The following is a 12801-nucleotide window of genomic DNA, read 5'->3' as shown; positions in this document are numbered from 1 at the left end:
GGTTTTATGAAAAAAATTTTAATTACAAGAAGACTGATCCGAGAGAGTGAAGATAAAGCATCAAAATTATTTGAAGCTAAATTTAATTCAAATGATGAACTTTATTCACAATCAAAAATTATTGAAATGAGCGAAGGATGTGATGGAATTTTATCATCTTTAACTGAAAAATTAGATGCTGATACAATAAATAAACTTCCAGATAGTATTAAAATAATTTCAAATTTTGCAGTTGGTTTTGGAAATATTGATTTAGATGCTGCTAAAAAAAGAGGTATTGCCGTAACTAATACCCCAGAAGTTTTGTCAGATGCTACAGCTGAGATAGGAATATTGCTTATATTAGGAGCTTGTCGAAGAGCGTCAGAAGGAATTGAATCTGCGCGTGAGGGTGGATGGAAATGGTCCGCAGATTATTTAATTGGAAAACAGTTAACAGGAACAAGACTAGGAATTTTAGGTATGGGTCGTATCGGTCAAAAAATTGCAAATATTGCTAAATCTTTAGGCATGGTTATTCATTATCATAATCGTTCAAAATTAAGTGAAGATAAAGAGCAGGGCGCAATTTATCATGACAGTATAAAAAGTCTTTTTTCAGTTTCAGATGTTTTATCTATCTGTTGCCCAGCTACAAAGGAAACAGAAAACCTAATAAATAAAGAGACAGTTGAGTATTTCCCCAAAGGTGCTGTGATAACAAATGTTGCTCGAGGTGATATAGTTGATGATGAAGCTTTGATTGATGCATTGAATAGAAGAAAAATTTATGCTGCAGGATTAGATGTTTATAAAAATGAACCAAACTTAAATCCTGGTTATTTAAAAATCCCGAGTGTTTTTGTTTTGCCTCATTTAGGAAGCGCTACAAAAGATACTAGAATTGCAATGGGAAATTTAGCAATCGATAATATAGATGAATTTTTTAGAACTGGTAATTGTGTAAATAAAGTAAATTAAATTTATTATATTAATTAAATGGAACCCATTTGCTATTATTTTTACTAGACTCTAAAATAGTTTCTATAAATTTCATACCTTCAACACCATCATAAACTGTCGGATAACAATCATTTGATTTATCATATTTTTTTTTATTTATTTCAGCAAATAATGTTTTAGAAACATCGCTATATATATTAGCAAACCCTTCTAAATAGCCCTCAGGATGTCCAGGCGGAATTCTTGTAACGTCCTCTGCCTCTTTGCTAGTATTGCTACTCCCTCGAGTAATCTTTTGAGTTGGATGACCAAATTTTGTGAAATATAAATAATTAGGATCTTCTTGTCTCCACTCCAATCCGCCATTTTCACCATAAACTCTTATTTTAAGATTATTTTCATTCCCAACTGCAACTTGACTGGACCATATTGCACCTTTTGCACCACCTTTAAATCTAAGCATGATTTGAGCGTTGTCGTCTAGTTTTCTGCCCTTAATGAAAGTATGAATGTCGGCTGATAACTCATCCAATTCTAATCCAGTAATAAATCTGACAAGATTGAATGCGTGGGTTCCAATGTCTCCTATACACCCTCCTCCTCCTGATCTTTTGGGATCAGTTCTCCACTCAGCTTGTTTTAAACCAGTGTCTTCGGCTTTTGTGGTCAACCAATCTTGAGGATATTCTGCTTGAACAACTCTTATGTTTCCCAGATCACCTCTTTTAATAAGAGATCTAGCATGTCTTACCATAGGATATCCAGTGTAATTATGTGTTAAAGCAAAAATTAATTTTTTTTTTTCAACAATATCTCTAAGAGAATTTGCTTCTTCAGTCGTTAGAGCTAGAGGCTTATCACAAATTATATGAATACCTTTTTCTGCAAAAATTTTTGCTATTGGTACATGAAGATGATTAGGAGTTACTATAGAAACAACATCAATTCCATCAGAAAGAGCAAACTCTTTTTCTGCCATTTCCTGGTAAGTTTCATAAATACGTTCATCTGATAATCCAAGTTTATTTCCAGTTTCTTTTGAATTTTTAAAATCAGACGAAAAACAACCTGCTACTAATTCATAATGACCATCAAGTCTTAAAGCTATTCTATGAACACCCCCAATAAATGCACCTTCTCCACCACCTACCATTCCAATACGTATTTTTCTTTGCATTAATTTATACCAAGCATTTTTTTATTAGCCTCAATGTCAGCACCACTTCCTGCAAAATCATCAAATGCTTTTTCTGTAGTGTTAATGATATGATTTTTGATAAATTCAGCTCCTTCTCTAGCCCCATCTTCTGGATGTTTTAGACAACATTCCCACTCAAGAACAGCCCAGCCATCATAACCATAAGTAGTAAACTTTGAAAAAATTGATTTAAAATCTACCTGTCCATCACCAAGAGATCTAAATCTACCAGCTCTATTAACCCAAGATTGAAAACCACCATAGACACCTTGTTTTCCAGTAGGGTTAAGTTCTGCATCCTTAACATGAAACATTTTAATTTTTTCATGATAAATATCTATATGAGCCAAGTAATCTAAATTTTGCAAAACATAATGGCTAGGATCATAGAGCATGTTGCATCTTTTATGATTACCAACTTTTTCCAAGAACATTTCAAAAGTAATACCATCATGAAGATCTTCACCAGGATGTATCTCATAACAAAGATCAACTCCATTTTGGTCAAATTGATCAAGAATTGGCTTCCATCTATTTGAAAGTTCATTAAATGCATTTTCAATTAATCCTTCTGGTCTTTGTGGCCAAGGATAAACGTAAGGCCAAGCTAATGCTCCAGAAAAAGTAACATGCCTATCAAGTCCAAGATTTTTCGAGGCTTTAGCTGCCATCATTAATTGATTGACTGCCCATTCTTGCCTTGCTTTTGGATTTCCTCTAACTTCAGGTGCGGCAAATCCATCAAATGCTGTGTCGTATGCAGGATGCACTGCAACCAATTGTCCTTGAAGATGCGTTGATAGTTCAGTGATCTCAAGATCATATTTTTTTGTTATTCCTTTAATTTCATCGCAATAATCTTTACTTTCAGATGCTTTCTTTAAATCGATCAGTCTATTATCCCAACTTGGAATTTGTACACCTTTGTAACCTAAAGATGATGCCCACTTACAAATATTGTCTAAAGAATTAAACGGTACATTTTCACCCACAAATTGTGCTAGAAAAATTGCAGGACCTTTTATATTATTCATAATTTCCCTTTCTTTAAATTTATCAACAATTTATTTTTTTATAAAAAAATACTAGCAGGCACAAAACATTTTGGATAGATTATAATTAGATTAATTAAACTAAGAGGAGATAAAATGAAAAAAATAATGATTTTATTGTTTGTTTCTTTATTTTCATTCTCTGTAAATTCAAATGCTAAATCTATCACTTTAGGATGGGCCGCTTGGGACCCTGCTAATGCTTTGCAAGAATTAACTAAAGAATTCACAGCAGAAACTGGAATAGAAGTAAACTTTGAGTTTGTACCTTGGCCAAATTTTGCCGACCGTATGTTAAATGAACTTAACAACAAAGGTAAAACATTTGACCTATTAATTGGTGACTCACAATGGATTGGTGCTGGTGCAGTTTACGGACACTACGTAAAATTGAATGACTTCTTCGATAAAGAGGGAATTTCAATGAATGATTTTTCACCAGCAACTGTTTATGCATACTCAACTTGGCCAAAAGGAAGTGAGAATTACTATGCATTACCTGCTATGGGAGATGCATTAGCTTGGGCTTACAGAAAAGATTGGTTTGATAGACCAGAGCTTAATGCTGCATTTAAAAAGAAACATGGATATGACCTAGGAGTTCCTGCAAATTGGAATCAATTACATGACATGTGTTCTTTTTTCCAAGGCAGAGAGATTGATGGTCAGAAAAGATATGGAGCTGCAATTAATACAGAACGTGGATCTGAAGGTATAACAATGGGTGTTACAGCTGCAATGTATGCTTGGGGTATGGAATATGAAAATCCAAATAAACCATATGATATGGAAGGATTTTTCAATTCACCACAAGCTGTAGAAGCAGTTGAATTTTACAGAAAGTTATATGAAGACTGTGCACCTCCAGGACACTCAGATGCATACATGGTTGCAAATCTAGACGCTTACAAATCTGGACAAGTTGCATTCCAAATGAATTGGTATGCTTTCTGGCCAGGTGTATCTAAAGAAGATAGCGATGGAAGAGTTAGTGGCTTCTTTGCAAACCCTAAACAAAATGTTGCGGCCGCAACATTGGGTGGACAAGGTATATCTGTTGTTAAATATTCAGACAAACAAGATCTTGCTCTTGAGTATATCAAGTGGTTTGCAAGACCAGATGTACAACAAAAATGGTGGGATCTTGGTGGATATTCATGTCATAATGATGTTTTAAATTCACCATCATTTCCAACGTCAACTGTCTATGCACAAGGTTTCTTAGACTCTATGGGTATTGTTAAAGATTTTTGGCAAGAACCAACATTTGTAGAATTGATGCTTCCGATGCAAGAAGCAATTCATGACTATGTAGTTAATGGAAAAGGAACTGCTAAAGAAGCTCTTGATAAAATTATCGTAGAGTGGGTTGATGTGTTTGAAGCAGACGGAAAACTGTAAACATAATACGTTAAAATAATTTAAAAAAAGGGGGGATGCATCTCCCCTTTTTTTATAACAAAATTTTTATGAGCGTAAAAAAGAAATTTAAAGGACTATCTGATAAAGCTGTAGGATGGCTCTTTATTGGACCAACTGTAATTCTTTTATTGGCGATAAACATTTATCCACTGATCTATGCAATCAGAATGTCATTTACAAATTTTTATGCAAATAAAATTGGACGAGAACCAGAATTTATTGGTTTAAAAAATTATATTAAAATTCTTAACAGGGAAGCTATATGGGAAAAAATGCAAGTTACAGCAAGCTTCATGTTTTGGACATTACTGCTTCAAGCAATAATTGGTTTAGGTTTAGCCTTACTACTTAATAGAAAATTTAAAGGAAACGAATTATTAACAACTTTAATTGTTCTTCCCATGATGTTGTCTCCAGCTGTAGTAGGCGTATTCTGGACTTACTTATATAATCCTCAAGTAGGTCTCTTTAATTACGCAGTAAATTTTTTTTACGATCTGGGTAGTTTTGACATGATAGGTTCTAGTGCTTTAGCACCTTGGGCTATAGTAATAGTAGACACTTGGATGTGGACACCTTTTACAATGTTAATTTGTTTGGCAGGTCTAAGATCAGTTCCAAATTATTTATATGAAGCAGCTGAAGTTGATAGAGCAAGCAAATGGCAGCAATTCTTATACATAACATTACCATCTGTTTTACCATTTTTATTATTGGCCTTGCTTTTTAGGGGAATAGAAAATTTTAAAATGTTCGACATGGTTGTTGAACTCACCTCAGGTGGACCAGGCTCTGCAACTGAGCTTGCATCAATAAATTTAAAACGAGAAGCTTTTGAAAAATGGAAAACTGGTTATAGCTCGGCTTTTGCAGTCATACTCTTTGTTACTATATTTGGTTTTGGAAATGTCTATGTCAAAGTAATGAATAAAATTAAGGAACGCTAATGGACACATCTAGATCATATTTGGAACCATCCTCATTCTCTAAAAAAATTGCTGCTGCGATTATAATTATTTACACAGTTATCACTTTGATACCAATATCATGGATGGTAATGACCAGTTTTAAAAATGTAGATAGCGCAATATCTTATCCTCCAGAGGTTTTTTTCGAACCTTCGCTTGAAGGGTATGTAAACTTATTTACTAACAGATCAAGACAATCTGAGGAATATTTAAACTCATTGCCTCCACCAGAAAATTGGTATGAAGAATTAGTTAGAAGTAGAGAGATGGTTATAACTGGACCATCAAAGTTTTTAGGTAGGTATTCAAATTCTATGATAATTGGTTTTGGCTCAACTTTTGCTTCAGTTTTTTTAGGAGCACTAGCTGCTTATGCATTTTCAAGATTTAGAGTTCCATTAAAAGATGATTTATTATTTTTTATTCTCTCAACAAGAATGTTTCCTCCAATAGCAGTAGCTGTTCCTATATTTATTATGTATAGAAAATTAGGTCTCGGTGATACGCACTTAGGTATGATTATTTTATACACCGTTGTAAATTTAAGTTTAGCAGTTTGGTTATTAAAAGGATTTATGGATGAAATACCAAAAGAATACGAGGAAGCAGCTATGATAGATGGATATTCCAGACTTCAAGCTTTCTTTAAAGTTGTTCTTCCACAGGCAATGACAGGTATAGCTGCCACAGCAATTTTTTGTATGATATTTTCTTGGAATGAATATGCTTTTGCAGTATTGCTAACTCAATTTAATGCTCAAACAGCACCTCCTTTTATTCCTACAATTATTGGTGAAGGAGGATTAGATTGGCCTGCTATTGGTGCTGGAACAACTTTGTTTTTATTACCGGTAATGATTTTTACAATAATATTAAGAAAACATCTTTTAAGAGGAATTACTTTTGGAGCAGTTAGAAAATAATGGAAGAAGAAAAATCATTAATCAGAAAAATATTTAGAAGAGTGTATTGGGAAAATCTATCAACTGTAATAATTCTTCTTGGTGTGTTTATGTTGCTGCAGCCTTTTGCAATGTGGATGTTTACTTATTCTTTCATAGTAATATTAGTAGGAACTATAGGTTTCGTAATAACAAGTCATTTCCCAGATTGATATGTCTCAAATTAAAATAGCAAATCTACAAAAGTCTTTTGGTGATTTTACAGCAGTAAAAAATTCTAATTTAACTATTAAAGACAAAGAATTTTTTGTTTTGCTTGGTCCTTCTGGATGTGGAAAAACCACAACTCTTAGAATGATTGCTGGATTAGAATTGCCAACATCAGGTGAGATTTATCTTGGAGAAGAAGAAGTTGGAATGTTGAGAGCATCTGAAAGAGATATTGCTTTTGTGTTTCAATTATTTGCTTTGTATCCACATATGAATGTCAGAAACAACCTCTCATTTCCATTGAAAATGCAGGGATACAGTAAACAAGACATAAAAAATAGAGTTGAAGAGGCAGCTAAACTTTTGAGAATCGATCATATTTTAAATTCCAATATATCTTCTCTTTCAGGTGGAGATAGACAAAGAGTTGCTCTAGGTAGGGCATTAGTGAGAAGACCAAAAGCCTTCCTTATGGATGAACCGTTAGGAACTTTAGATGCAGAATTTAGAGAACTAATGTGTTTAGAATTAAAGAAACTTCACATAGAAATTGGAGCTACTACAGTTTATGTTACTCATGACCAACTAGAAGCCATGTCTTTAGCAGATCGTATTGCTGTTATGGATGGTGGTGAAATATTGCAGGCAGATGAGCCAAGTATAATTTATAATAAACCCAAAACAAAATTTGTTGCGTCTTTTATTGGTTCTCCAGGGATGAATTTTATAAGTTTAGAAAAAGGTATATCCAAAGATCAATCTTCAATTGAGATTGATGAAACAAAATTTGAAATTCCTAAGCAATTTGAAGAATCAAAAGAAAACAACAATTATTTTGGAATACGTCCAGAAAATCTAACTTTAACTGATGAAAGTGGATTAAAAGGTTCTATTTATGGAATAGAATATCTAGGCTCTAGAAAAATTATTACAGTCAAAACAAGAGTTGGTGAGATTAAAGTTAGAACTGATGTTTCTAAAAAAGTAAAGATAAATGAAAATGTTCAAATAAAACCATCAAACAACAATATTATTATTTTTGATGGTTCAACTGATAAATCTTTAAAAAGTGAGTTTATGAATAATGGCTAAAGTAGAATTAAAAAATTTATTTAAAACTTACAATAAAAAAATAAAAGCATTAAAAGATATTAATCTTACAATTGAAGATGGACAATTTTTTGTGTTGCTTGGACCATCAGGTGCTGGAAAAACAACAACACTAAGATGTATAGCTGGTTTAGAAAAAATTGACTCAGGAAGTGTACTTTTTGACAATGAGAATGTTACAGAGGATCAGCCTGCATCTAGAGACGTTTCTTTTGTTTTTCAACAATACTCTTTATATCCTCACTACAGTGTTTATGAAAATCTTGCATTCCCACTGCGTTCTCCGATGAGGAAATTGCCTGAGGAAGAGATTAAAAACAAAATTGAAAACATCGCAAAGATGTTAAAAATTTCAAATAAATTAAATAATAAAGCAACTCAATTATCAGGTGGTGAAATGCAAAGAGTTGCGATTGGCAGAGCTCTTATACGTAAACCAAACATTTATTTAATGGATGAGCCATTATCCTCACTTGATGCAAAATTAAGAGAAAGTTTAAGAGTAGAATTAAAAAATATTCAAACAAATTTAAATGCAACCATCTTATACGTTACTCATGATCAAGCTGAAGCAACAACCTTGGCAGATAAAATAGGTGTTCTTAAAGAAGGAGTAGTAGTTCAGATAGGATCACCAGAAGAAATTTATGAAAATCCTAATTCTATTTATGTTTCGCAAAGACTTGGTTCTCCAAAAATTAATATATTACCAGGCTCATTATTTAAAAGTAAGGATGAGCCACCAAAAATAGGATTTAGGCCTGAGAGTGTTTCTTTAGGAAATGGTCAATATGAGGGTAAAATAATTTCAGTTGAGAATTTAGGTTCTGAAACTGTTGTCGCAATTGATTATCAAGGCAATGAGATACTTGCATCAGTACAAGGAAATTACAAATCTACAATTAATGAAATTATTAATTTTGACATTGATGCAAATAAAGTTTTAAAATTTGATAAAGAAGGAAACAGAATTTATGAGCGTTAATTTTTTAATATCACAAGCAAAAATCATTCAAAAAGTAATAGACGCCAATGCATCTGAAATTGAAAAGTTGGATCAAAATATAGGGGATGGTGATCATATTTTTAATGTACAAAGAGGACTAAAATTGGTCGTAGAGTTAGAAAGCACAATCAAAGATTTACCTCTTTCAAAAGCTTTGAATATGATTGCTATGAAGGTACTATCAGGTATTGGAGGTTCTTCCGGTGCTTTGTTTGGAACATTTTTTATGTCAATGGCTAAAACATCAAATTTAGAAGAAGTAAATTTTAGTAAAGCTTGTGAAATGATAATATCAGGTATTAATGCGATGAAGGATCGTGGTAAAGCTGATGTGGGAGAAAAGACAATGATGGATGTTTTAATTCCTGTTTCTCAAAAATTGAATGAAATTAAAAATGAAAATATTGATAAAAACCAAGGTTTAAAAGAGGTGATTAAAATTGCTGAAGAAAGAATGTTGTTAACTAAAGATATGCTAGCTACTAAAGGAAGAGCATCTTTTTTGGGCGAGAGAGCAAAGGGACACATAGATCCTGGTGCTCGTTCTTCACAGCTAATAATTGAAACAATATGTAAATCTGTAATTAATGAATAGGAGGAATAATGAAGAAATTTATTAACAACGTAGATAATTTTTTAAATGAAAGTTTAGAGGGCTTTGGTAAAGCTCACAAAGATATTATCGATGTAAAATTTGATCCAAATTTCATTTCAAGAAAGAATAAGACTAAAGAAGGAAAAGTATCTCTTATATCAGGTGGTGGAAGTGGGCATGAACCTATGCACGGTGGTTTTGTAGGTCATGGAATGTTGGATGCAGCGTGTCCAGGTTTCGTATTTTCAGCACCTACACCTGATCAAATGCAAGCTGCTGCAGAACATGTAGATAGTGGTGCAGGAGTTTTGTTTATAGTTAAAAATTACTCTGGAGATATTATGAATTTTCAAATGGGTGCCGAAATGTACTCTGGTAAAAATGATAGTATAATAACAAATGATGATGTTGCAGTAGAAGACTCCACATTCACAACTGGAAGACGGGGTGTTGCCGCAACTGTTTTAGTTGAAAAAATTGTTGGTTCTTCTGCAGAAAATGGTTTTTCTTTGGAAGAATGTAAGAACCTAGGAGAAAAAGTAAATAAAAATTCTGGCACAATGGGAGTTGCTTTTACAAGTTGTACAGTCCCAGCTGCTGGTAAACCGACATTTGATATTGGGAATGATGAAATGGAATTTGGTGTAGGTATTCATGGAGAACCAGGAAGAAAAAGAGAAAAAATTCAACCATCAAAAACAATAGTTTCAAATATGCTAGAAGCTATTCTTGAGGATCTAAAACCCCAAAAAAATGAGAAGGCCCTTCTTTTTGTAAATGGAATGGGCGGAACCCCTCTTACTGAATTATATCTAGCATATCACGATGCATGTGAAATTTTAAAATCTAAAAATATTGAAATCACAAGAAGTTTGGTTGGCAATTATTGTACATCACTAGAAATGCAAGGAGCATCTATAACTCTTTTAAAATGTGATGAAGAGATTTTAAAAAATTGGGACTCACCAGTTCATACTGCTGCAATGCGTTGGGGAATGTAGAAGTAGATAATTATTGTAGAAGTATATAATTTAATTAAAGATTTTTTAAGAACTGTTAATTGAGTAAACAAGGCTAACAAAATGCTTAATGAATAAACCTGTCTTAGCTAAATCAAAAGTTATTATAATTTTTTTAGTTTTTGCTTTAGGATATTTTATTTCTACTCTCTTAAGAGCAATAACAGCAACAATTTCACCTGAATTAGTAAACGAATTTAATCTTTCTGCAGGAGAGCTTGGATTATTGGGGGGTGGATATTTTCTTGGATTTGCAAGTGTTCAAATCCCTTTAGGTTATATGCTAGACTTGAGAGGTCCAAGAAAAATTGTTTCATACTTTTTGTCATTAACCATTGTTGGTTTATTAATATTTGCTCTCGCTCAGAATTTTTTAACTCTTTTAGTATCTAGAATAATTATAGGAGTTGGTGTTGGAGCTTGTTTAATGGGGCCTTTGACAGCTTATCGGATTTGGTATCAAGATGAAACCCAACAACGTGCAAACTCATGGATGTTAATGGTTGGTGCAATTGGTATGTTGTCATCAAGTTTACCAGTTCAATTTTTCTTACCTATAATTGGTTGGAGAAATATATTTTTGCTTTTAGCTTTCATAACTTTGGTTTGTATAATTTTGATAATTATTTTTATTCCTCAGTGGACTTCAAAAGGTAATCAGAAAAACGATGATGCAAAATTGAGTATTGTTTGGCAAAATCAATTCTTCAGAAGTGTAATTCCAATGGGTTTTTTTAGCACTGGAGGATTATTTGCTATCCAAACACTATGGGCCGGTCCTTGGATGATAAAAGTATCTGGATATACACCAGAGGAAAGTGCAAAAGGGTTATTTTTAATTTATTTTTTTATGCTGCTATCATTTTTAATATGGGGATATTTTGTTCCAAAATTTTCAAAGAACGTCAATGATGCAATCAGATTATTGAAATATGGTTCACCATTAAGTTTATTGGTATTGGGTGTAATTATTTATCTAGGTCCAAATACAGATTCAATTCATTGGGCATTATTTATAGTTTCAGCTGTATTTTTGTCCTTAATTCAGCCAGCAGTTGGGATGGCTTTCTCTGTATCTAATGCAGGTAAAGCTCTAACGTCTTATAATCTATTGATATTTATAGGTGCCTTCTTTCTGCAATGGATAATTGGGCTTATTATAGATTTAGGATTAAGTTTAAACTACTCTGAAATTGTTTCATTTCAATTAGCAATGTCTTTTGTACTAGTTACGTCTTTAACTTCTTATTTATATTTTTTATTAAAAAATAATTAATTTAGATGTTTATAAATTGTAGTTCTAGATACACCCAATTTTCTTGATGCTGCAGAAATATTATTAGTCTCACTAAAAGTTGATCTAATTAAGATACATTTCTCTCTTTTAATTTTTGTATTCTCACAATTTTTACAAGCGTAAGTTTTGTTTTGTTTGCCAGTTTCTATAAATTTACTTTCTTTAAAATTTTGACTTTTGACTACAAAAACAGATGAACCTAGATGATCTGTTATCTTTAGAGTTTTATTATTTAAGATATCTGATGCAATTGATGAAAATGAAGTTGTAAAAATTTTATTAAAATTTTCATTTTTCAAGTCAACTAGTCCGTTAAGCATAATTTTTGCATTGTTGTTTGCACCAACAATTAATCCATCACCATTTATTGCAAGCATCCCAACACTAGTTGTAGTTAGATATTCTTGTCTTGGGTGAAAAGAAATAATTAATTCGTTTTCAAACTTTTTAATAAACAATTTGGTTTCGATACTTCTAGTTGCAAGCCTAACTAAAGCTAGCGTATGTTGTTCTCTGGACATCGAATCTGTTGAAGCATCAATAATACCAATAATTTTACCGTCATAATTTATGATTGGACTTGCAAAGCATGAAATATTTTCATGAGCAGTAAAAAAGTGTTCTTTACCTGAAACGATAGTTGGTTTTTTTAGTTCAACAGATAATCCAAGACCGTTTGTTCCACAAATTTTTTCTGCCCAGATTGAACCTGGTATTACTGTTTTACCAACGTCAGTTTGTAAACAAGATTTGTCATAAATTGTATCCAAGACTAATCCTTTCTCATCTGAGTAAGCCACCATAAAATTTGTTCCTGCTATTTGGGAATATAAAAGTTCTAGCTCAGGAATAATTATTCTTCTGATAGTTTCATTTCGCTCTTTTATTTCTTTTAATTCAATTGATGAAATTACACTTTGTTTAGGATCATTAAACGGATCAAGGCCTTCATTGATACATCTCAACCAACTTTCATTAATATCTTTTCCCATTTCATAAGAGCCCATATTCCTTTTATGAAGGATATTTTTAAGTTCGCCGTTTGAGTGACTTAAGTTTGACATTTTAAAAGTTTATTTG

The 12801-nt window shown here is 32.5% G+C and carries 13 protein-coding genes; 10 read left to right on the top strand and 3 right to left on the bottom strand.

Annotated features, from left to right (window positions below):
- The first annotated feature begins 6 nt into the window (after positions 1 to 6).
- The gene (locus ACTTBK_RS06070; RefSeq protein ID WP_440619100.1) at positions 7 to 960 is read left to right on the top strand and encodes a 2-hydroxyacid dehydrogenase; all 954 of its coding nucleotides are present in this window, start codon (positions 7 to 9) and stop codon (positions 958 to 960) included.
- Between the two features lie 10 nt (positions 961 to 970).
- Here the strand turns inward: ACTTBK_RS06070 and ACTTBK_RS06065 are convergent, their stop codons facing one another.
- Positions 971 to 2119 carry a Gfo/Idh/MocA family protein gene (locus ACTTBK_RS06065; RefSeq protein ID WP_440619099.1) on the bottom strand — a complete coding sequence of 383 codons (1149 nt, stop codon included), beginning with the start codon at positions 2117 to 2119 and terminating at the stop codon, positions 971 to 973.
- Complete coding sequence (locus ACTTBK_RS06060; RefSeq protein ID WP_440619098.1) at positions 2119 to 3174, bottom strand: sugar phosphate isomerase/epimerase family protein; 1056 nt, start codon at positions 3172 to 3174, stop codon at positions 2119 to 2121. Before ACTTBK_RS06060 ends, ACTTBK_RS06065 begins: the two co-directional genes overlap by 1 nt.
- 114 nt (positions 3175 to 3288) lie before the next feature.
- Between ACTTBK_RS06060 and ACTTBK_RS06055 the strand changes: the two genes are divergently transcribed.
- From ACTTBK_RS06055 to ACTTBK_RS06015, 9 genes are all read left to right on the top strand, one after another.
- Positions 3289 to 4593, top strand: a complete 1305-nt coding sequence (locus tag ACTTBK_RS06055) for an ABC transporter substrate-binding protein (protein WP_440619097.1) — start codon at positions 3289 to 3291, stop codon at positions 4591 to 4593.
- Positions 4594 to 4661: 68 nt separating this feature from the next.
- Positions 4662 to 5561 (top strand): carbohydrate ABC transporter permease, encoded by a 900-nt coding sequence (locus ACTTBK_RS06050; RefSeq protein ID WP_440619096.1) that lies wholly within the window; start codon positions 4662 to 4664, stop codon positions 5559 to 5561.
- Complete coding sequence (locus ACTTBK_RS06045; RefSeq protein WP_440619095.1) at positions 5561 to 6505, top strand: carbohydrate ABC transporter permease; 945 nt, start codon at positions 5561 to 5563, stop codon at positions 6503 to 6505. Before ACTTBK_RS06050 ends, ACTTBK_RS06045 begins: the two co-directional genes overlap by 1 nt.
- On the top strand, positions 6505 to 6696 hold the full coding sequence (locus ACTTBK_RS06040) for a hypothetical protein (RefSeq protein ID WP_440619094.1): 192 nt from the start codon (positions 6505 to 6507) through the stop codon (positions 6694 to 6696). The genes ACTTBK_RS06045 and ACTTBK_RS06040 overlap by 1 nt, the downstream gene beginning before the upstream one ends.
- Position 6697: 1 nt before the next feature.
- Positions 6698 to 7786 carry an ABC transporter ATP-binding protein gene (locus ACTTBK_RS06035; protein WP_440619093.1) on the top strand — a complete coding sequence of 363 codons (1089 nt, stop codon included), beginning with the start codon at positions 6698 to 6700 and terminating at the stop codon, positions 7784 to 7786.
- Entirely contained in the window at positions 7779 to 8789 is a 1011-nt protein-coding gene (locus ACTTBK_RS06030; protein WP_440619092.1) for an ABC transporter ATP-binding protein, read from the top strand. The genes ACTTBK_RS06035 and ACTTBK_RS06030 overlap by 8 nt, the downstream gene beginning before the upstream one ends.
- On the top strand, positions 8779 to 9405 hold the full coding sequence (dhaL, locus tag ACTTBK_RS06025; protein WP_440619091.1) for a dihydroxyacetone kinase subunit DhaL: 627 nt from the start codon (positions 8779 to 8781) through the stop codon (positions 9403 to 9405). The genes ACTTBK_RS06030 and dhaL overlap by 11 nt, the downstream gene beginning before the upstream one ends.
- 8 nt (positions 9406 to 9413) lie before the next feature.
- Complete coding sequence (gene dhaK / locus ACTTBK_RS06020; protein WP_440619090.1) at positions 9414 to 10406, top strand: dihydroxyacetone kinase subunit DhaK; 993 nt, start codon at positions 9414 to 9416, stop codon at positions 10404 to 10406.
- A gap of 88 nt (positions 10407 to 10494) precedes the next feature.
- A complete protein-coding gene (locus tag ACTTBK_RS06015) occupies positions 10495 to 11700 on the top strand; it encodes an MFS transporter (protein ID WP_440619089.1) in 1206 nt (401 codons plus the stop codon).
- Here ACTTBK_RS06015 and ACTTBK_RS06010 read toward each other — a convergent pair.
- Positions 11697 to 12785: a sigma-54-dependent Fis family transcriptional regulator gene (locus tag ACTTBK_RS06010; protein ID WP_262589927.1), complete on the bottom strand. Its 1089-nt coding sequence runs from the start codon at positions 12783 to 12785 to the stop codon at positions 11697 to 11699. The two genes, ACTTBK_RS06015 and ACTTBK_RS06010, sit on opposite strands and share 4 nt — an antisense overlap.
- Between the last annotated feature and the right edge of the window lie 16 nt (positions 12786 to 12801).

This window comes from Candidatus Pelagibacter sp. HIMB1493 (assembly GCF_052047995.1).
Classification (GTDB): domain Bacteria; phylum Pseudomonadota; class Alphaproteobacteria; order Pelagibacterales; family Pelagibacteraceae; genus Pelagibacter.
The sequence above is the reverse complement of the archived record's forward strand: the minus strand, read 5'-3'. Positions and strand labels throughout refer to the sequence as shown.